Annotated in this window: 21 protein-coding genes; 14 read left to right on the top strand and 7 right to left on the bottom strand. The window is 65.3% G+C overall.

Annotated features, from left to right (window positions below; translation table 11 throughout):
• Nucleotides 1-266: integrase core domain-containing protein (locus AKN83_RS36645; RefSeq protein ID WP_157113752.1), on the top strand; the 266-nt coding region annotated here is incomplete at its 5' end.
• 90 nt (nucleotides 267-356) lie between these two features.
• Here the strand turns inward: AKN83_RS36645 and AKN83_RS36640 are convergent.
• A complete protein-coding gene (locus tag AKN83_RS36640) occupies nucleotides 357-1,703 on the bottom strand; it encodes a lytic murein transglycosylase (protein WP_063695706.1) in 1,347 nt (448 codons plus the stop codon).
• Between the two features lie 183 nt (nucleotides 1,704-1,886).
• On the opposite strand from AKN83_RS36640, the gene AKN83_RS36635 reads away from it, so the two are divergent.
• Together AKN83_RS36635 and htpX are read left to right on the top strand one after the other, a co-directional pair.
• The gene (locus tag AKN83_RS36635) at nucleotides 1,887-3,539 is read left to right on the top strand and encodes an ATP-binding protein (protein ID WP_050403996.1); all 1,653 of its coding nucleotides are present in this window, start codon (nucleotides 1,887-1,889) and stop codon (nucleotides 3,537-3,539) included.
• Between the two features lie 151 nt (nucleotides 3,540-3,690).
• Nucleotides 3,691-4,623, top strand: a complete 933-nt coding sequence (gene htpX / locus AKN83_RS36630; RefSeq protein WP_050403995.1) for a zinc metalloprotease HtpX — start codon at nucleotides 3,691-3,693, stop codon at nucleotides 4,621-4,623.
• 268 nt (nucleotides 4,624-4,891) lie between these two features.
• Here the strand turns inward: htpX and AKN83_RS36625 are convergent, their stop codons facing one another.
• Together AKN83_RS36625 and AKN83_RS36620 are read right to left on the bottom strand one after the other, a co-directional pair.
• The gene (locus tag AKN83_RS36625; protein WP_050403994.1) at nucleotides 4,892-5,842 is read right to left on the bottom strand and encodes an aldo/keto reductase; all 951 of its coding nucleotides are present in this window, start codon (nucleotides 5,840-5,842) and stop codon (nucleotides 4,892-4,894) included.
• Between the two features lie 236 nt (nucleotides 5,843-6,078).
• The gene (locus tag AKN83_RS36620; protein ID WP_050403993.1) at nucleotides 6,079-6,450 is read right to left on the bottom strand and encodes a cupin domain-containing protein; all 372 of its coding nucleotides are present in this window, start codon (nucleotides 6,448-6,450) and stop codon (nucleotides 6,079-6,081) included.
• 432 nt (nucleotides 6,451-6,882) lie between these two features.
• On the opposite strand from AKN83_RS36620, the gene AKN83_RS36615 reads away from it, so the two are divergent.
• From AKN83_RS36615 to AKN83_RS36595, 5 genes are all read left to right on the top strand, one after another.
• Nucleotides 6,883-7,218 carry a GYD domain-containing protein gene (locus AKN83_RS36615; RefSeq protein ID WP_050403992.1) on the top strand — a complete coding sequence of 112 codons (336 nt, stop codon included), beginning with the start codon at nucleotides 6,883-6,885 and terminating at the stop codon, nucleotides 7,216-7,218.
• Nucleotides 7,219-7,379: 161 nt separating this feature from the next.
• Nucleotides 7,380-8,306, top strand: coding sequence for a S1 family peptidase (locus AKN83_RS40315; RefSeq protein WP_244522231.1), 927 nt, complete (start codon nucleotides 7,380-7,382; stop codon nucleotides 8,304-8,306).
• Complete coding sequence (locus tag AKN83_RS41595) at nucleotides 8,270-8,482, top strand: hypothetical protein (protein WP_050403990.1); 213 nt, start codon at nucleotides 8,270-8,272, stop codon at nucleotides 8,480-8,482. The genes AKN83_RS40315 and AKN83_RS41595 overlap by 37 nt, the downstream gene beginning before the upstream one ends.
• A 61-nt stretch (nucleotides 8,483-8,543) precedes the next feature.
• Complete coding sequence (locus tag AKN83_RS36600) at nucleotides 8,544-8,975, top strand: hypothetical protein (RefSeq protein ID WP_050403989.1); 432 nt, start codon at nucleotides 8,544-8,546, stop codon at nucleotides 8,973-8,975.
• 218 nt (nucleotides 8,976-9,193) lie between these two features.
• Entirely contained in the window at nucleotides 9,194-9,451 is a 258-nt protein-coding gene (locus AKN83_RS36595; RefSeq protein WP_063695703.1) for a hypothetical protein, read from the top strand.
• Nucleotides 9,452-9,454: 3 nt separating this feature from the next.
• Here AKN83_RS36595 and AKN83_RS36590 read toward each other — a convergent pair whose 3' ends face one another.
• Entirely contained in the window at nucleotides 9,455-10,897 is a 1,443-nt protein-coding gene (locus AKN83_RS36590) for a helix-turn-helix domain-containing protein (RefSeq protein ID WP_063695702.1), read from the bottom strand.
• 240 nt (nucleotides 10,898-11,137) lie between these two features.
• Between AKN83_RS36590 and AKN83_RS36585 the strand changes: the two genes are divergently transcribed.
• The 3 genes from AKN83_RS36585 to AKN83_RS36575 all read left to right on the top strand — a co-directional run bounded on the left by AKN83_RS36585 (nucleotide 11,138) and on the right by AKN83_RS36575 (nucleotide 12,910).
• Nucleotides 11,138-11,347: a DUF4170 domain-containing protein gene (locus AKN83_RS36585; RefSeq protein ID WP_016839740.1), complete on the top strand. Its 210-nt coding sequence runs from the start codon at nucleotides 11,138-11,140 to the stop codon at nucleotides 11,345-11,347.
• A 209-nt stretch (nucleotides 11,348-11,556) separates the two neighbouring features.
• Nucleotides 11,557-12,132: a hypothetical protein gene (locus AKN83_RS36580; protein WP_050403988.1), complete on the top strand. Its 576-nt coding sequence runs from the start codon at nucleotides 11,557-11,559 to the stop codon at nucleotides 12,130-12,132.
• Between the two features lie 22 nt (nucleotides 12,133-12,154).
• A complete protein-coding gene (locus tag AKN83_RS36575; RefSeq protein ID WP_083992403.1) occupies nucleotides 12,155-12,910 on the top strand; it encodes a glycine-rich domain-containing protein in 756 nt (251 codons plus the stop codon).
• A 3-nt stretch (nucleotides 12,911-12,913) separates the two neighbouring features.
• Here AKN83_RS36575 and AKN83_RS36570 read toward each other — a convergent pair whose 3' ends face one another.
• On the bottom strand, nucleotides 12,914-13,801 hold the full coding sequence (locus AKN83_RS36570; protein WP_050403986.1) for a metallophosphoesterase family protein: 888 nt from the start codon (nucleotides 13,799-13,801) through the stop codon (nucleotides 12,914-12,916).
• A 147-nt stretch (nucleotides 13,802-13,948) separates the two neighbouring features.
• On the opposite strand from AKN83_RS36570, the gene AKN83_RS36565 reads away from it, so the two are divergent.
• From AKN83_RS36565 to AKN83_RS36555, 3 genes are all read left to right on the top strand, one after another.
• A complete protein-coding gene (locus tag AKN83_RS36565) occupies nucleotides 13,949-14,437 on the top strand; it encodes an NUDIX domain-containing protein (protein ID WP_050404005.1) in 489 nt (162 codons plus the stop codon).
• 39 nt (nucleotides 14,438-14,476) lie between these two features.
• Entirely contained in the window at nucleotides 14,477-14,989 is a 513-nt protein-coding gene (locus AKN83_RS36560) for a GNAT family N-acetyltransferase (RefSeq protein ID WP_050403985.1), read from the top strand.
• A 113-nt stretch (nucleotides 14,990-15,102) separates the two neighbouring features.
• Nucleotides 15,103-15,420, top strand: a complete 318-nt coding sequence (locus tag AKN83_RS36555; RefSeq protein ID WP_050403984.1) for an EthD family reductase — start codon at nucleotides 15,103-15,105, stop codon at nucleotides 15,418-15,420.
• Between the two features lie 60 nt (nucleotides 15,421-15,480).
• Here AKN83_RS36555 and AKN83_RS36550 read toward each other — a convergent pair whose 3' ends face one another.
• Both AKN83_RS36550 and AKN83_RS36545 read right to left on the bottom strand, forming a co-directional pair.
• Entirely contained in the window at nucleotides 15,481-17,841 is a 2,361-nt protein-coding gene (locus AKN83_RS36550; RefSeq protein WP_050403983.1) for a TonB-dependent receptor, read from the bottom strand.
• Between the two features lie 129 nt (nucleotides 17,842-17,970).
• A complete protein-coding gene (locus AKN83_RS36545; protein WP_050403982.1) occupies nucleotides 17,971-18,396 on the bottom strand; it encodes a DUF2946 family protein in 426 nt (141 codons plus the stop codon).
• Nucleotides 18,397-18,447: the final 51 nt, after the last annotated feature.

The raw sequence follows: 18,447 nt of genomic DNA, 5'->3' as shown, positions 1-18,447 counted from the left end.
GGGCGGAAAGCTTCATGAAGACCCTCAAGCAAGAGGAGGTCGACGGCCAGACCTACCGCGATGCGCAACAGGCCAGAAATGCGATCGGCGCCTTCATCGAAGAGGTATACAMTCGTCAACGGTTGCACTCGGCTTTGGCCTACCGGCCGCCAGCCGAGTTCGAGGCAAATTTACCGCATGGCGGGGCTGCTGCGCAGCAGCCCCGCCATGCGGCCCTAACCCGTCAACCCGCCGTGCCGCTTCAAGCGGCCGGCACCTGTCCCTGATTTACCGTGTCTCACATCAGGGGTGCAGTTCAAGGGACCGTCCCGGATTTCGCTTCGCTGCATCCGGGCTACGGAAAATAGTCTGCGAGACTACCGCATCCCCGGCATCGCGGCATCCGCGGCCGGCTGGGTGCGGCCACCGCCGCGCATCCGCGCCAGCAGCTCCGCGGTCGGCCAGGAATCCGCCGGCAGGCCGTATTTGATCTGCATTGCCTTGATCGCGCTGCGGCTCGCCTGGCCGAGCGCGCCGTCGATCTTGCCGACGTCGTAGCCGGCGCGCGCCAGCAGCGACTGCAGCTCCTTGATCTCGCCAAACGGCAGTTGCGCCACCGGCGCATGCGGCCGCTGCATCGGCGGTGCGCCGGCGATGCGGCCGGCGAGATAGCCGGCGGTGGTCGAGTAGATCAGCGAGTTATTCCACTCGGTATACGCCGCGAAGTTGGGGTAGGCGAGGAACGCCGGACCCATCCGGCCCATCGGCAGCAGCAGCGAGGCCGGCATCTCGTCGTTCGGCAGCGCCTTGCCGTCGGTCAAGGTGACGCCGAGCGCTGCCCATTTCGAGCGCGGCAGCTTGATGGTGAGGTCGGCCTGGTCCCAAGGAAAGTTCGCGGCCTGCGGCACGCGCACCTCCTGCAGCCACGGCTCGCCGCGCCGCCATTTCAATCCGTTGGCGATGTAGTTCGCGGTCGAGCCGATCACGTCGGGGCCGCTGGCGAGCAGGTTGCGATGGCCGTCGCCGTCATAGTCGACCGCATAGTTGAAGTAGTGCGTTGGCAAGAATTGCGTCTGACCGAGCTCGCCGGCCCATGAGCCGATCATCTCGTCGGGCGAGAGGTCGCCGCGCTCGATGATCTTCAGCGCCGCGATGGTCTCGCTTTGGAACATCTCCGAGCGGCGGCAATCATAGGCCAGCGACACCAGCGATTTCAACGTCGGCAGATTGCCCATCTGAGCGCCGAAATCGCTCTCCAGTCCCCAGAACGCGGCGATCACCGCCGGCGGCACGCCATACTCCTTCTCGGCGCGCGCGAACGCGGCCGCATAGGTCCGGATGTATTGCTGGCCCTGCTGCATTCGGTAGTTCGCGGCCATGCGGCCGGCGAATTGGGTGAAGATCTGCCCGAACACGCGCTGGCCGCGGTCGCGGTTGACGATACCCTGGTCGTAAACCAGGTAAGGCGCGGCCTCGGCGATCGTGCGCTGCGAGACGCCGGCAGCGACCGCCTTCTGCTTCAGATCGGTGAGGAAGCGATCGAAGCTCTGCCCATTATGGCAGGACGCAGCCCTCGGCGATGCCACCGCGGCCGGCCGCGCCCTGGCCGGGGCCGGCCCAGCGGAATTGGGCAGCAGCTGCTGCGCCAGGGCGGTCGTCGAGAGCGCCAGCGCTGCCGCAAACACAGCGATCACGATCGGGGCGCGGGGGGAAGATGCTGGCATCGATATCACCGGCTTGAATAGGGGCATAAGACCTGCCCTGCATACACCAGGGCGACACCGGGCAACAACGGGGGCGCCCCCGTTTGACCAATTGGGCTTCGGCAGAGTGAGTCGTCGCCGCTATGATCGGCAGATGATTCGCGGGCAGGGGTGTTGGCGGATCGATCACGCCCGGAGGGACCCATGTGGAGTTTTCTCGAGCGTCTGTTGGATTCGTCGACGTTTTCGCCACACGGCATCTGCCTGTTGTGGGAGCCGGAGCTGATCTGGCTGCACGTGATTTCAGACGCGATCATTGCCGCTTCGTATTTCTCGATCCCGTTTGCGCTGGCGATCCTCGTCTCCAAGCGGCGCGACTTCCAGTTCGGCTGGATGGCCTGGCCGTTCGCTGCCTTCATCCTCGCCTGCGGCCTCACGCATGTGTTCTCGATCTACACGCTGTGGGTGCCCATCTACGGTCTCGAAGGAATAGTCAAGGCGCTCACCGCCGTCGCCTCGATCTTCACCGCGGTGCTGCTCTGGCCGCTGATCCCGAGAATGCTCGCGATCCCGACCGAGGCACAGCTGCGCGAGGCGCATGTCGCGCTCGCCGAGGAGGGCCGGCAGCGCCAGCGCTCGGAAGTCCTGCTCGAGCGTTTCCGCGAGGCCGAGGTCAATGAGAGCAAGATCCGCCAGGCGCAGAAGATGGAAGCGGTCGGCCAGCTCACCGGCGGCATCGCGCACGACTTCAACAACATCCTCACCGTCATCACCGGCACCATCGATATCCTGGCCGAGGCGGTCACCCATAATCGCCAGCTCACCGAGATCACCAGTCTGATCCGCGATGCGGCCGAGCGCGGCGCGTCGCTGACGCGGCATCTGCTCGCCTTCGCGCGCAAGCAGCCGCTGCAGCCGAGCGACGTCGACGTCAATGCGTTGATGGTCGACACCATCGAGCTGCTGCGGCCGACGATCGGCGACCATGTCGATATCGATTTCCGGCCGATGCCCGATCTGCCGCGCGCGCTGGTGGATTCCAACCAGCTCGTCACCGCGATCATCAATCTCGCGCTGAATGCGCGCGACGCGATGCCGAAGGGCGGCCGGCTGCGGATCGAGACCCGCACGGCCGAGCTCAAGCCATCAGACGTGCACGGCCATGACGGGCTCGCTGCCGGCGACTATGTCGCGATCGCTCTGATCGACAATGGCCAGGGTATCGCGGAACCCGATCTGGCAAAAGTGTTCGAGCCGTTCTTCACCACCAAGGACGTCGGCAAGGGCACCGGCCTCGGGCTTTCCATGGTCTACGGCTTCGTCAAGCAGTCCAACGGCCACATCGCGCTCGACAGCGAGGTCGGGCGCGGCACCAGGGTCATGCTCTATCTGCCGCGCGCGGCGGAGCTCTCGCCGGCCGCCGTACCCGAGCGGCGGCAGCCTGAGGCACGCGGCGCGCAGGAGATCGTGCTCGTCGTCGAGGACGACAGATTGGTGCGCTCCTACGTACTGACCCAGATCGAGAGCCTCGGCTACACGACGTTGTCGGCCAACAATGGCGGCGAGGCGCTCGCCGTGCTCGACAGCGGCGCGCCGGTCGATCTGTTGTTCACCGACGTCATCATGCCCGGCGCGATGAACGGACGCGACCTTGCCACCGAGGCGCAGAAACGGCGCCCCGGGCTGCGCGTGCTGTTCACGTCGGGCTACACCGAGAACGCCATCGACCAGGACGGCAAGCTCGAGCAGGGCATCCTGTTCCTGGCAAAGCCCTACAGCCGCGCCCAGCTCGCCCGCATGCTGCGTGTCGCGCTGCGCGAGGAGGAGACCGCGCGCGCCCAGGAGCCGGCGGAGTAACGAGGGCTACCGATTGCCTCCGCACATGACCAATCGTTAATCCCCGCCGCGTCGCTGCGACGCACGCCTTCCCCTTGCGGCTTTGGCCGCAAAATCCCTACCTCAGCGGCGTCAGTTGTGGCAGCATTCCGCTCGCCGTGAGGGAACAACGATGAATTATTTCCGCACCGCGCTCCTGCTTGCCGGTCTCACTGCGCTGTTCATGGGGGTCGGCTATCTGATCGGCGGCGGCACCGGCGCCGTGATCGCGCTGATCGTTGCTGCTGCGACAAATCTGTTCACCTACTGGAACTCCGATCGCATGGTGCTGTCGATGTACGGCGCCCATCAGGTCGATGCGCGTTCGGCGCCGGACCTCTACAATCTCGTCGCCGAGCTCGCCCAGCGCGCCGGCCTGCCGATGCCGCGCGTGTTCGTGATGGACGAGGCGCAGCCGAACGCGTTCGCGACCGGCCGCAACCCGGAGAACGCCGCGGTTGCCGTCACCACGGGCTTGATGCAGCAGCTCAGCCGCGAGGAGCTCGCAGGCGTGATCGCGCACGAGCTCGCGCATATCAAGCATCACGACACGCTGACCATGACGATCACGGCGACGATCGCCGGCGCGATCTCGATGCTCGCGCAGTTCGGCATGTTCTTCGGCGGCAACCGCAACAACAACGGGCCCGGCATCGTCGGCTCGATCGCGATGATGATCCTGGCGCCGCTCGGCGCCATGCTGGTGCAGATGGCGATCAGCCGCACCCGCGAATACGCCGCCGACAATTATGGCGCGCGCATCGTCGGCCAGCCGATGTGGCTGGCGTCCGCGCTCGCGAAGATCGAGAATGCCGCGCATCAGGTGCCGAACATGGAAGCCGAGCGCAATCCGGCCACCGCGCACATGTTCATCATCAACCCGCTGTCGGGCCACGGCGTCGACAATCTGTTCGCCACCCATCCCTCGACCGCGAACCGGATCGCCGCGCTGCAGCAGCTCGCCGCCGAGCTCGGCACCCAGACCGCGCCGCGCCCCGCCGGCGCGGGCTACCCGCCGCGTAGCCCATGGGGCGGTGCCTCGGGCCAGCACGGGCCGTGGGGTTAGGGCGGGGTGAGTAGCGGCCGCAAAGGCGACGTGCTCCCTCGCCCCGTTCTTACCGGGTCGAGACGAGCGAAGCTCGCTCTTAGAGGTTGGGATGAGGGGCTGTCTCCGCGAATTCGGTGACAGCTGTATTTGCGGAGGCTCCCCCTCACCCGGAAACGCATCTAACGATGCGTCATAACCGAAGCTCCGCTTCGGCGTTCTTGAGAACGGCCGCCGAAGGCGGCCTATGCCTCTCCCCGCACGCGGGGCGAGGTGAAGCGCAGCACCGCTACGCGCTCGCTGCGTCCAGCCGCTCGACCTGCGCCTTGCTCAGCTCGAGCTTCGCCGCCGCGACCAGCGTTGCGACCTGCTCGGGCTTGGTGGCGCTGGCGATCGGTGCGGTGATGCCGGGCTTCGCCATCAGCCAGGCCAGCGCGACCGCGGCCGGCTCGGCGCCGGTCTCCGCGGCGACCTCGTCGAGGCCGGCGAGGATGCGCATGCCGCGCGGGTTCATGTATTTCGGGATGCTGCGCGTGCCGCGTGGGCTCTTGGCGAAGTCGCTCTCCGAGCGGTATTTGCCGGTCAGGAATCCGGCGGCGAGGGAGAAGAACGTGATCACGCCGACGTCATTCTCGACACAGACGCGTTGCAGCGCGCCCTCATAGCTCGACCGCTCTGCCAAGCTGTATTCGGGCTGCATGCTCTCATAGCGTGGCAGCCCATTCGCCTTGGAAATATCCAGCGCGCTCTTGAGCCGCTCGGCCGAAAAATTCGAGGCGCCGATCGCCCTGACCTTGCCGGCCTTGATCAGTCTGTCGTAGGCCGCGAGCGTCTCTTCCTGCGGTGTCGTCTCATCATCCTTGTGGGACTGGTAGAGGTCGATGCGGTCGGTCTGCAGCCGGCGCAGCGAGTCCTCGACGGCGCGGGCGATGTAGTCCGGCTTCAGCCCGATATTGCCGCCGCCCATGTCCATGCCGACCTTGGTGGCGAGGATGATGCGGTTGCGGTTGCCGCGCGCCTTCATCCATTTGCCGATGATCGTCTCGGACTCGCCGCCGTGATGACCCGGCACCCAGCGCGAATAGACGTCGGCCGTATCGAGGAACGTCAGTCCATGTTCCAGCACGGTATCGAGCAGCCGGAAGGACGCAGCCTCGTCCACCGTCCAGCCGAACACATTGCAGCCGAAGCAGAGGGGAGGGACGGTGAGGCCGGAGCGGCCGAGCGCGCGATGCTTCATGCGTGTTCTTTCTCTTGTTCTTAACGGGAGGCGCGGGAGACTGAGGCAGATCGGCCTTGATTGCAAGGCGCTGGCTGCGGATTGCGCTTCTGTTTCCGGGCGGTTGCGACCAGAGCCAGTCGCAAGCCGCAACGCTGCTCGCCAGCCTGGTGAGCAACGTTGCGTGTCGTTTGTCACCGAATCCGTCAGCACTCCATGGTCGGGTTGCCGATGGATGACCGCGCAGACCTCGTTGGCTACTTGCGCTCGACGAATATCGCCTTGCAGTCGTCGCCGCTGATGTTCTCGGCGGTATGGGAGACCACGATCGGTCCGGCAAACGGCGTGCCCACCTTGCTGGGGCTGTCCCGTGTGGTGCCGTCGGCATTGTGCAGGCGAATGGTGCAGTCGGTCAGCGGATAGACCACGAAGGGCACCGGGTGGGAATGCGGCTTGTCCGTCGTTCCCTTCTTCCAGGTCGCGGCGATGACGCGGAAATTCTGATCCTCGAAGATGACCTTGTAGGTGTCGGGATCGCCTTGATAGCTCGGCGGAGCGTCCGCAGCCGCCGTCGCGGAGACCGCCGCGAACAATCCAACAATTGAAAAGCCAAATGCACGGAAAGTCATGTCTGAAAACTCCTAGTTCAATCGGGCTACACGCTCGGCAATGAGCGCGGGTGACACTTACCACAGGACGTTTATCGCCACGAGACCTGGTGCGTCTTGCCCGCCGAGGCGTCGTGCTGCATGCGTTAGGCGCCGCCCTCCGAGACATCCGGCCGTGTTCGCTCGCCCGTCAGGTCAGGCGGGCTGCCCTTCACGGTCGGTTATGACAGGGTGTTTTTTCCGAAGCCGCGAAACGCAATTTCATTTGCCTGTCATTTGATGTAGATTGCGGAGCGAGCTGCCACCGGTTACGCCGAAATCCGGAGAATGAGCGGCAGCGCTCATGGCCATCGGCAGGCCTTACGGTCTCAATTTTCAGTACGAAAAACCTTCTGCCTGGGTCACGCCCGGGTGACTGTCTGTTTTCATGTTCAGCCAAATGGAGCGATTGCCATGCACTTCTGCTTCTCAGGTGAATACACCCCGCGTTCTATCAACAACATTCTGGAAAACCCCGCGACCAATCGCTACGAGGCCGCCAAGAAGCTGATCGAGTCGGGCGGCGGCAAATTGATTTCGATGTACAGTACGGCGATTGACGGCCCCGGCGTGATGGTGATCTTCGACGTGCCGGATCCGAACGTGGCACCTGCCATTGCCGGCGTAGTCGTGGCGGCCGGTGCCATGCAGAACGTGAAGCTGGTCCGGCTGTTCACGCAGGACGAGATCAAGGTGGTGCGTCAGCACGCGGGCAAGCTCAAGGCTGCCTATTCGCCGCCCGGTAGCTAACGGGCGGGCGATCAAAAACGACGCAGAATGATCTGACCACCGCTGTCACTCTCGCGCGGCGGCGCTTCGCAGCGTCCCGCGCGGAGGCGAGGGCCGTTCCGCGCCGCTGATCCGGGGCGCGGTCAACGGCGGGTAGTCGCTCGGGCGGATGTCGCGCGCGCATGCTGGCTCGCATAGCCCCGGCCGGCTGTGCCGTCGCACGACGTCCGCCGCCCTCGTTCGATATGTCCTCGGCGCGGCGATTCCGGCACCCGCGCCACCACCGCTCACGAGGGCAATCATGGAAAGTCATCGTTTCACGTTTCGATGCATCGACCGACTGTCTTTTGCTCGAAGCGTTCTCGCGCACGTCTCGTTCGGCGGGTCTTCATCCATCCTTGAGTACGGTGTATGTACAGACATTGCCTGCAAGCGATTTGCGTGACGACGTTGAAGGGCGGGGTTGGGGTTTGAGGGGGCATCACTTGGTTTCGATCCTGGGCGCGGCTCCGACGGCGCGCGCGAAATTGCTTGTCCGCATTGTCCGGCTGGCCTGCGGTATCGCGATCGGCTGGGCTTTCAATGGCGTTACGCCGGGCGGGGCTGCGGCTCAGGTGCCATTCTCCCCATTTCAACCGGCGCGACAGATCGAAGCGGCGAAGCCGCTGGCGCGTGACGTCACCGGCCCGCCAGCCGTCAGCCAGCGACTCGACGGCACCGCCTTCTTTGTCGACGACCTCGGACATATGCTGACCGCGCGGCATGCGGTCGTAGACTGCGCCCGCATCATCGTCAGCAAGGAGGGCAGGTCGATTGCAGCGCGCGTGGTGGCGCTTGCCGCGAGCGACATTGCATTGATCAAGGTGCCCCGCACGCTGGGTCTCGCAGCGGTGTTCCCGCGCGTAAGCACGTCCGCCGCCAACGACATGGTGTTTGCCGAGGCCTATGAGCGCCTGAAGCCGATGCTGGCGCATGCTGGTCGCTCGGCAATGCGTTCGTCGACGCCACGCTGCGCGATCCCGAGCACCTCGTGCTGCGCTCGAATGTCACCTTCGGCACCAGCGGAGCGCCGGTGCTGGATTCCCGCGGCCTCGTCGAAGGCGTGGTAAGCCGCAGGACCACGATCGATCGCGTGCTGGCGGTGGATGCCGCGCACGCCAAATCCTTTCTTGGCGCGCATGGTGTGCGCTTCCAGGAAGACGACCGGCCGCAGATGAGCGGCACTGCGTCCCGCGCGCATCGCGCCGCCAGCATCTCGGCGCGCGTCACATGCCTGCAACAATGAGCGACTAGTTGCTGCGTTGTCCTGTCAGCCGGCTGTCCGCGGTCAACCCTTGTCGAGAACCATGCTCATCTTGCGGGGCACGCTCGTGCTCTCGTTCGGCCTCTTGATCCTGTCCCCAGCGCCGGGCCACGCTCAGGACGCCAATTTTCGCAATCCCGAACAGGCGCCGCCGTCATGGGCCCAGTTTGCCAAGCTGGTCAAATACCGGTTCGAGGAGTGGATCGCCGCCGATGAGACGGTTGCCAATCGCTTCCGGAACTGGGTCATCGAGCATTCCGGCAAGGAGAACGGGCCGCCGCCGACGCTCGTGGTGCGGGCCTGGCTCAACCCGGATGGCACCGTCGAGCGCGTCACCTTTCCGGCCTTCGATGACGCAGGTGCGACCGAGGACCTGCGCACCATCCTGAAGCGCGGCAATGTCGGCGAGGCGCCACCGCCGGAAATGTTGCAGCCGCTCAACCTGCGCTTCTCGCTCAACCTGCGCAAACCCTGAGCTGTTCACTTGGGCTTTTCCTCGTCATTCCGGGGCTCGCGAAGCGAGAGCCCGGAATCCATCGATCCGCGCGTTGTGCGGCATGATCGATTCCGGGTTCGCGCCTAGGGCGCGCCCCGGAACGACGTGGGAGTGCCGTAACGGCGAGTTCCGTTTACAATGCCTGCCGCGACGTATCGGTCCTTGCTTCCGCCGGGACGACGCATGGGGTGAACACCATGGCCAAACAACCGTCTGAACGTTCGCGACGCGCGTTCATCGCCGTTGCCATCGCAGCAATTCCCGCGGCACTTCTGCCGCGACCTGCCGCAGCCTCCGACAAAATGACAAAACCTCAGGCGGAATACCAGGACACGCCGAACGGCATCTACTCCTGCGGCCTGTGCACGCTGTTCGTCGCGCCCGACGGCTGCAAGGTGGTGGACGGCGCCATCAGCAAGGACGGCTGGTGCAAGGCGTTCGCCGCGGTGGATTGATCTTTACAGCTCCCGCGCATTGGAGAACGCGAACGACGACACCCGCCGCGTGGTCTCGTCCAGGATCAGGGTGCGCGTGATCGGCGGCTCGGCGCGCTGGCTGCAATTCTCGCGCTCGCAGAGCCGGCAGTTGACGCCGATCGGCGTGCCCTCGACCTTCTCCAAATCCATGCCGGTCGCATAGACGAGCTTGGCCGCATGACGGATTTCGCAGCCGAGCCCGATCGCAAAGCGCGGCTGCGGCTGCGGATAGGGCGCCACCGGCCGCCGCACCGTCTGCGCGATCGAGAAATAGCGCGTGCCGTCCGGCAGCTCGATCACCTGGCTGAGCAGGCGGTCGGGCATGTCGAAGGTCGAATGCACGTTCCAGAGCGGGCAGGTGCCGCCGAATTTGGAGAACGGGAAGGTGCCGGAGGAAAACCGCTTCGACACGTTGCCGGCGTTGTCGACCCGCAGCAGGAAGAATGGCACGCCGCGCGCGTTCGGCCGCTGCAGCGTAGTGAGGCGGTGGCAGACCTGCTCGAAGCCGGCATTGAAGCGCTGCGCCAGCACGTGGACGTCGTAGCTCAAGGCTTCCGCCGCGGAATGAAATGCCTGATAGGGCATCATCGCGGCCGCCGCGAAATAATTGGCGAGCGTGATGCGGTACAGCCGGCGCGCGGTGTCGTCGAGCGGGCCGGCGCGGCTGACGATGGCGTCGATCGCAGCGCCGCATTCGACGAAGCCGATCTGCAGCGCGAGCTGGAAGCTGCGTCCGGCACTGTCGACCAGTTCGGAGATCAGGATCTGCCGGCGATGGCGGTCGAAACGGCGCAGCGTCTCGCGCATCACGTCGACCGGCATGACGCGGGCGACGATCGAATGCTTTTCCCGCAACCGCGTGGCGAGCGCCGTGAACAGGCCTTCGGTCGGCACGTTGAGCTCGTCGCGCAAACTCTCCGCCGCGGTCTCGAGCTCCGGAAAATAATTGCGGTTGGCCTCGATCAGGTCGCGCACCCGCTCGATCGGGTTGGCGTCGAACTGCGAGCCTTCGCGATCAGCCATCTGCGCGGCGACCAGCGTCTCGCCGCGACGCGCCTCGGTATAGGCGGCATAGAGCCGCTGCAACGCATGCGTCACGCCGGGGCAGAGCTCGGCGAGGTCGCGCAGCTCCTGTTTCGGCAGATCGATCTGGCGGAACAAGGGATCGGAGAAGATCTCGTTGAGTTCGGCGAAGAAGCGGTCCTCGTCGGCGGTGGCGAGGTCGCGCAGATCGAGGTCGTAGGTCTCGGCCAGTCGCAACAGGATTTGCGCGGTCACCGGGCGCTGGTTGCGCTCGATCAGGTTGATGTAGGACGGCGAGATGCCGAGTCCCTCGGCGATCTGGGTCTGCGACAGCCCCAATTGCTGACGGATTCGCCGGAACCGCGGACCGACGAACAGCTTCTTTCCGGACTCGCCCGGCATGGCAGCCTTCTTGACCCGTATTGTGACAAAATTTACAAATCGACATTTATTACAAGTTCAGATGTTACATGACATCACCAATAAAAGACAAGCCATCTGTACGAACTTCCCGTTTTCGCGTTTATCTCCTGACACGCACTTCGCGATGCTTTGTCAAGAATGTCGGTACAGCGAGCGAGCGCGAGGATCAGAATTTCGGGCAGCTGAGCAAAGGCAGCAGGATTTTAGAGGAGACTGATGATGAGCAAGGGCAGCAATTTCTGGGTGATCGGCGGCGAGTTCGGCTCGATGAACTTCCACAAGCTCGTCGAAGGCTCCGCCCAGGTCCGTGGTCCGTTCAAGACCCGCAAGGAAGCCGAAGAGTGCTGGAAGGAAGTCTCGGAAGAGAGCCGCCACAAGGCCGGCGTGCGCTTCTCGATCGTCGAGGAGCCGTCGCGGGTTTCGGCCTGACGCCAGAATTATCTGAGCTAAGAAACGTCCAAGGACGGCGGCCCCATCCGGTTCATCCGGGTGGGGTCGACCGCTTTGGGACGGCGCCGGGAACTTTCAGCTGGGGATAAGTGGTCACCTAAGTGCTTGGGAACCAACGTCCTTTGCGGACGCCATGGTTGCTGATAGGTTAATGAGTGAGGCAACCCGTCAGCACGAGGCCGTAAGGCATGTCCGATCCGCAGAACACCGGCAGCGAGGCGCGCGAGATGCGGCCGACGCTGCGAGAGGCGCTGCGGCGGGCGCGGATCGAGGCGGCCGATCGCACCGGGGTCGTGGTCGAGTTGCGCGACGCCGAGGTGGCGCGGCTTGAGATCCTCAACGATGCGCTCGATCCGCTGTTCGCGCAGGTGCCCGAGAAGATCGATCTGTTCGACCGCGGCATCAGCCAGGGCGAGACGCCGCGACTGTGGATCGACGTCGTCGCCCACGTGCTGATGGGCCGCGACAAGCGCATCTATCGCTTCGTGCAAGACACGAGGTTCGGTCGCATCGTGCTCGCCGAATCGCACGATGTGCCCGTGATCGTCGATGCGGTCACCGACTATGTCGCGCGGCGCCTGATCGAGCGCGAGCACGCGATGGTGGCAACGCCGCTTCCGGTTGCCGAGCCGCCGGCACCCCCGCCCGTGCCGGTGGTGGCGCCGAAGCGCCGCGGCGGGGTCGGTATGTTCGTGCTCGGCTTCATCCTGGGCGCGCTGGCGCTGTTCGGCTTCGCGCTGCTGGCGAGTTCGCAGAACTTTTAGCCGCTGACCGGCGGGGGGCATCGTGGTCATAACACCCGCCTCGGCATTTTTCGGCGTGCTCGCCGCGGCCGCGGTGGTCGGGAGCGCCGTGCTGTTCGGCAAATGGCAGACGCTGCGGCGCGCCGAATATATCCGCACCTTCAAGTGGCCGGCGGGCCTGCTGGCCCGGCTCGAGAGGCATCACCCCGGCTTCGCCCGCAAGGACAGCGCGCTGGTCTCGCGCGGCTTGCGCCAGTTCTTCCTCGCTCATCTGATGAGCGGCAAGCGTTTCGTCTCGATGCCGTCGCAGGCGGCCGACGACCTCTGGCACGAATTCATTCTCTACACCCGCGAATACGACGCGTTCTGCCGCCGCGCCTTCGGATCCTTCCTGCATCACACGCCCGCGGTCGTGCTGGTGAAGGAGCAGCGCCGGAGCAATGAGGGGCTGCGGCGGGTCTGGTGGTACTGCTGCAAATACGAGAACATCGATCCGGTCCGGCCGACGCGGCTGCCGCTGCTGTTCGCGCTCGACGCCAAGCTGAACATCGCGAACGGCTTCATCTACCACACCGACTGCGAAGCGCTGCGCCGCAGCGGCATCAGCGGCAGTAGTCCCTATTGCGGCGGCGATTTCTCGGATTCGTCGATCGACGGATCGTCGGCCGGATTCGGCGATGCCGGCAGCGATGGAAGCAGCGGCGGCGATGGTGGCGACGGCGGTGGTGACGGTGGAGGTGGCGGCGACAGCGGAGGTGGCTGCGGCGGTGGTTGTGGCGGCGGCGGGGGCGGGGACTAGCTGTTAGGACAACCGCACTTGCTTCAGCTCGCGAATGCCGTCGTGCGCGCCGAGGCCGCGCACGGTCTGCTCGCAGCGCCAGCCATTGCCGTCGCGCTCGATCGAGAACAGATTGTAGGCCGCCGCCGGATAATGCTTGCGCGCCAGCGCCGATGCGGACGGCACGCCGATCGCCGGGATCTTGCGCTCGGGGCCGTCGAACCACATCGTCGAATGGATGTGGTCATGGCCATGCAGCACCAGCTCGACGCCGTGCTGCTTGAGCAGCGCCAGCAGCTGATGCGAATCGGTCAGCCGCTTGGCGCGCCCGTCGGAGTGCAGCGGGTGATGCACCAGCAGGACGCGGAAGGCATCCTCCCGCGACAGCCGCGCCAGGATCGTATCGAGCGCGCCGAGCTGCGCGTGGCCGAGCCAGCCGGTCGCCATCAGCGGCGGCGTCGGCACTGCCGAGGAGACGCCGATCAGCGCCACCGGGCCGCGCCGGCGCACGAACGGAAAATGCGTCGCCGCGCCATCGGCGTCGCCGCGCAGATAGTCGCCGAAATGACTGACGAAGCGATGCCGGGTCGCGCGCACATAGGCGTCGTGATTGCCGGGGACCACGGTGACGTCGGCGGAGCCGCCGACACCTTCGAGCCATTGCCGCGCCGGATTGAACTCGGCATCCAGCGCCAGATTGACGAGGTCGCCGGTCACGGCGACGTGGTCCGGCTGCTGCGCCTGCATGTCCGACACCAGCATGTCGAGCACGTCGCGGCGATGATATTTGTGACGGTTGCGCGTCCAGTTCAGGTAGCCGAAGGCGCGCTTGCCGGCGAGATCGCGCAGCCGCGCCGCCGGCAGCGGCGGCAGATGCGGATCCGACAGATGCGCGAGGCGGAACGCCGCCATCACGCGATTCCCTTCGGATTGTCGGTGAAAAGTGGCCGGCCACCGGTCATGTCGTGCTATCCCGAACGTGCTGCCCTGTATTGGCAAGAGCTGCGCAGCCGCGCAAGGATCAAAGCAGGGATCAACCACCATGATGTCGAGGGTTCAGTGACGGTCCTTGAGGATTTGCGCAGGCGCTGCGAACCGCAGATCAGGCGGGTGTTTCATTTCTACTGGCGCCTGGCCCGCGGCATGACGCTCGGGGTCCGCGCCGTCGTGCTCGACGCCGACAACAAGGTATTCCTGGTCAAGCACAGCTATGTCCATGGCTGGTATCTGCCCGGCGGCGGGGTCGAGGTTGGTGAAAGTTTTATCGATGCGCTGCGGCGTGAGCTGGAGGAGGAGGGGCGGATCGAGCTTGCCGGCGAGCCGGTGCTGCACGGCATCTTCCACAACAGCCACGTCTCGCCGCGCGATCATGTCGCGGTCTATGTCGTCAGGACGTACCGGCAGGACCGCCTGCCGGGGCCGAATCGCGAGATCGTGGCCTGCGGCTTCTTCGATCCGGCCGATCTGCCTGACGACACCACCCCCGGTACGCGGCTGCGGATCGCTGAGGTGCTCGACGGCAAGCCGCCGCCGGCCACATGGCGGTGATGGACCGCGCCCGCGCCAGATGCTATCCCGCGCCCCACAATGACCGAACTGTCCCTGACCATCCTGCCCGAGACCCCGAAAGACGCCCAGGCGATCGAGCGCCTGCACGAGCGCACCTTTGGGCCCGGTCGCTTCGCGCTCAGCGCCTACCGGCTGCGCGAGCATGTCGATCATCTGCTCGATGTCTCCTTCACGGCGCGGATCGGCACGCTGCTGGTCGGTTCGGTGCGTCAGCTGCCGGTGTGCATCGGCGATACGCCGGCTTTGATGCTCGGGCCGTTGACGGTCGAGCCGCCGTTTCGCAGCCGCGGCGTCGGCCGCGCGCTGCTCGAACGCGCGATCAACGACGCCCGCGCCAAAGGCCATCGTCTGATCGTGCTGGTCGGCGACGAGCCGTATTATGCGCGGGTCGGCTTCAAGCCGGTCCCGAAGGGACGGATGACGATGCCCGGCCCGGTCGACTACAGTCGCCTGCTTGTCATGGAACTGGTCGACGGCGCCTTCGAGGGGGTATCCGGGCCGATCCAGCCGGACTGGAGCAAGGCGATCTGACATTGCTGCGAGCAATGGCGGAACGGTTGCGCGCACTCGGAAACTGAAGCACAGTTGAAGCAAGCGCCGGGACAAGACCGGCGCATGTCATATCAACAGGGAGAGTGCGCGCCATGATCAAGGTCAGTGTGATGTATCCGAACAATCCAGGCGCACGCTTTGATCACGAGTATTACCGCGACAAGCACATGCCGCTGGTGAAGGCGCGCCTCGGCGACGCTTGCAAATATTACACCGTCGACAAGGGCCTCGCCGGCGGCGCACCGGGGACGCCCGCGACCTATGTCGGAATGTGCCACATCTTCTGCGACTCGGTTGAGGCCTTCGGGGCCGCCATGGGCAAGCACGCCCAGGAGATCATGAGCGACATCCCGAACTACACCGATCTGCAGCCGGTGATCCAGATCAGCGAAGTCGTCGTCGGTCACTGAAACGGCGCGACCGTCAAGGCACCATCCCTCTGCCGCTGATGGCAGAGGGATACGCTTGTCTCAGAACTTCAAATTGGCAAAGGCCCGCACGCCGAGGCCCGGCATCAGCACCTCGTCCTTGGTATAGGACACCGAGTTGCGGATGTTCTGGTTGAGCAGGTTGTTGCCGACCAGGCCCAGCGTCATCTCGCGCGCGCCGATCCATGACTGACTGAGCTTGGTGTTGTAGGTGATCTCCGCGTTCAAGAGATTGTATCCTGCGGTCGGGGTCTCGCCGATCACGGCGATGTCGTTCTGCGCGAAGGCGTGCACCAGGTTGATGCGGGTGAACCAGTTGCTGTCGCGCCAGTACACGCCGCCGCCGAGCCGCACCGGTGGAATCCGCGGCACGTTGCTGCCGTCGGTGAAGGTGGCGCGCACCACGTCGAACTGGTTCTCGATGCCCCAGATGCCGCCATTGAGCGGGCCGATGTCGAGCTGGCTCTGGAACTCGGCGCCGCGGAAGACGGCGTTGCGCTGCGAATAGACCGCCTGTCGCAATTCGTTGTCCGGCTCACCATTGCCGCAGGAGTCGAAATCGCTGCCGCACATCACGCCGGTCAAGCGGCGATAGATGAAATTGTTGAAGAAGGTGTAATAGCCGGTGGCTTCGAACCGGAACGGTCCGGTCGCCTTGCGCAAACCGACCTCGACCGATTTCGCCGTCTCGATGGTCAGGTTCGGATCGCCGATGTCGAAGGTCGCGGTCGCGTCGTGTCCGCCGCGCGAGAACAACTCGGCCGGCTTCGGCGCGCGTTCGACATATTGCGCCGTGATGCTGCCGACGAGATCGCCGGGCAGATTCTGGATCAGCCCGACGCTGCCGCTGACCGGTGTGAAGGACGGATTGCGTCCGATCGAGGCTTGCGGCGAGCCGTCCGGCAGGAAGTCCGCCGGGAAATCCGGCGTCGAGCCGTGCAACTCGACATGCTCGATGCGAGCCGCGATCTGCGCCTTGGTCGCTTCCGTGAACTTGAATTCGTTGAAGACGTAACCTGCGACGCGGTTGTTGTTGTTCGGATTCCAGAGGCCGTTGAACAGCGAGCCGGGATCGTCGGGGCTCGGCGCCGTCAGCTCCTGATGGCCGCCCTGCAGGCCGAACGCGGTGGTCACGGTGGCGAAGCGCGCGTTGAACGGCATCAGTTGCACCTCGACGCGGGCCTCCTGCTCCTTGTTGGTGAAGGTTTGCCGCACGCCGTCGCTGGTCAGGTCGGCCGGATCGGCAAGGCCGAGCTCGTTGTGGCGGTAGTCGGTTGCGCCGACCCAGAACCGTACGGCGTCGATCGCCGCGGAGTCCGGCCGGTACTCGCCCTTGACCGCGATCTTGGTCTGGTGCGCGTCGATCCGGGTATGGTGATCTGCGCCGTCGATGCCGGGGATGTGATAGAGCGAGTCGTTCTGGGTGATCGCCGCGCCGATATAGCCCCCCGTGAAGAAATAGGAGGCGCCGACCGACGCGCCGTCCGACTGCGTCGCGGAGTTGGGCTGGCGGCCGCCTACCGGCCGGGTCTGATCGAACAGATACGGATAGCTCGGGATGCTGTAGTCGCTGGTGGTGCGACCAAAGACGTCGGCATGCACGGCGACATTGTTGCCGCCGGCGTCCAGCAGCATGCCGCCCTCAACGCCGCGATTGACCGAGCTCACGGAGGTGCGGGTCTCGACATTGAGGCAGCCCGGGCCGCCCGCATCGGAGAGCGGGGCCTTCACCGGTAATCCGTAAGTCTGGAACGGCGTCGCCGCGCAGGTCGGCATGGCGTCGGGAATCCGGTTGTTGGTGGCGCTCACCACGCCGCCGATCGAGGTCGAGCCGTAACGCAGCGCCGCAGGTCCCCGCACCACTTCGATCTGGTTGGTCGAGAACGGATCAATCGGAACGAAATGATCTTCGCCGAGATCGGAGGCACCTCCACCGGGTAGGCCATTCTCGACGATGCCGACGCGATTGACGTCGAGGCCGCGGATGATCGGCCGGCTCGATGCGCCGGGCGCGAAGCTCGAACCGGTGATGCCTGGCTTGGAGAACAGGAGATCGCCGAGCGTGGCGCCGCCGGAGCGCCGCAGTTCCTCGTTGGGTACCACGGTAACTGTTGCGAACTGGTCGGTGACGACGGGCAGCACGCCCTGCTGCGGCGCCGGCGCCGTGGGTACCGGTTGCACGGCTGCGGCGCGTTCGCCGTTGCGGCTCGGTGCTGCCCGGACAGCGCGGGTCAGCGCGCGTGTTGGCACAGTGCGGTGCCGCTGGATCGGGCTTGGCGCCGTTACGGTGACGTCAGGGAGTTGCGTCGGCGTGTCATCGGCCAGCGCGCTGCCATGCATTGCGCCGAGCAGCAGCCAGCTCGCGCCTCCGATGTGGAGTGCTCGTATCTTCTGAAGTGTCATTGTCTTGGTCCAAATGCTGGAAGTGCTGATCCAGCCCCGTCGAAACGACGGATCGATTCCGATTTGCCCTGCGGGAAGCCGCAATCGTGACGCGGCCGTCCGCTCAGGGCGTGCAGCAATCAGTCGATGTCAGGACACAGGAGGTGCGCGGGAACGGAACGCCGCGGGCGCCGACTTCAGATGGAGGAATTCGGCATTGGTGGTGCGGAACAGAAGCTCGACGGCCTCCGGCAGCAACAGCACCGGCGGCGCCGTGAACAGCACGCTGCTCGCGAGCGAGATGACGGTGCAGATCGCGCAATTGTCGGCGGGATGGTGCCGGTCGTTGTCGTGCCGGACGGGCGGCTCGGTCCCGGTCACCTGGACCGCGAGGTCCGGCGTCGCCGAGGTCCCGATATAGGCGAGATCGAGCAGCGACAGACCGGACTGGATTGCGGGCGCCGCTTGCGCGGCGGCAATCGGGTGGAAATGCCCGAACGACAGCACGAACTGGACAGCGAGCGCGAACAGCGCCAGCCGCGAACCAGTCCTGATATGTCTCCGGAACCACTTCACGCCGATTGAACCCCCACCATCGGGGCGGCGCTCATTCCCCGGCCATCCGAT

The sequence above is a fragment of the Bradyrhizobium embrapense genome (genome assembly GCF_001189235.2).
GTDB classification, from domain to species: Bacteria; Pseudomonadota; Alphaproteobacteria; order Rhizobiales; family Xanthobacteraceae; genus Bradyrhizobium; species Bradyrhizobium embrapense.
The sequence above is the reverse complement of the archived record's forward strand: the minus strand, read 5'-3'. Positions and strand labels throughout refer to the sequence as shown.

Excerpts from the sequence above, each read along its gene's own strand:
- AKN83_RS36640 (WP_063695706.1), bottom strand. The coding sequence starts at position 1,703 with ATGCCAGCATCTTCCCCCCGCGCCCCGATCGTGATCGCTGTGTTTGCG.
- AKN83_RS36635 (WP_050403996.1), top strand. The coding sequence starts at position 1,887 with ATGTGGAGTTTTCTCGAGCGTCTGTTGGATTCGTCGACGTTTTCGCCA.
- htpX (WP_050403995.1), top strand. The coding sequence starts at position 3,691 with ATGAATTATTTCCGCACCGCGCTCCTGCTTGCCGGTCTCACTGCGCTG.
- AKN83_RS36625 (WP_050403994.1), bottom strand. The coding sequence starts at position 5,842 with ATGAAGCATCGCGCGCTCGGCCGCTCCGGCCTCACCGTCCCTCCCCTC.
- AKN83_RS36620 (WP_050403993.1), bottom strand. The coding sequence starts at position 6,450 with ATGACTTTCCGTGCATTTGGCTTTTCAATTGTTGGATTGTTCGCGGCG.
- AKN83_RS36615 (WP_050403992.1), top strand. The coding sequence starts at position 6,883 with ATGCACTTCTGCTTCTCAGGTGAATACACCCCGCGTTCTATCAACAAC.
- AKN83_RS40315 (WP_244522231.1), top strand. The coding sequence starts at position 7,380 with ATGCTGGCTCGCATAGCCCCGGCCGGCTGTGCCGTCGCACGACGTCCG.
- AKN83_RS36600 (WP_050403989.1), top strand. The coding sequence starts at position 8,544 with ATGCTCATCTTGCGGGGCACGCTCGTGCTCTCGTTCGGCCTCTTGATC.
- AKN83_RS36595 (WP_063695703.1), top strand. The coding sequence starts at position 9,194 with ATGGCCAAACAACCGTCTGAACGTTCGCGACGCGCGTTCATCGCCGTT.
- AKN83_RS36590 (WP_063695702.1), bottom strand. The coding sequence starts at position 10,897 with ATGCCGGGCGAGTCCGGAAAGAAGCTGTTCGTCGGTCCGCGGTTCCGG.
- AKN83_RS36585 (WP_016839740.1), top strand. The coding sequence starts at position 11,138 with ATGAGCAAGGGCAGCAATTTCTGGGTGATCGGCGGCGAGTTCGGCTCG.
- AKN83_RS36580 (WP_050403988.1), top strand. The coding sequence starts at position 11,557 with ATGTCCGATCCGCAGAACACCGGCAGCGAGGCGCGCGAGATGCGGCCG.
- AKN83_RS36570 (WP_050403986.1), bottom strand. The coding sequence starts at position 13,801 with ATGGCGGCGTTCCGCCTCGCGCATCTGTCGGATCCGCATCTGCCGCCG.
- AKN83_RS36560 (WP_050403985.1), top strand. The coding sequence starts at position 14,477 with ATGACCGAACTGTCCCTGACCATCCTGCCCGAGACCCCGAAAGACGCC.
- AKN83_RS36555 (WP_050403984.1), top strand. The coding sequence starts at position 15,103 with ATGATCAAGGTCAGTGTGATGTATCCGAACAATCCAGGCGCACGCTTT.
- AKN83_RS36550 (WP_050403983.1), bottom strand. The coding sequence starts at position 17,841 with ATGACACTTCAGAAGATACGAGCACTCCACATCGGAGGCGCGAGCTGG.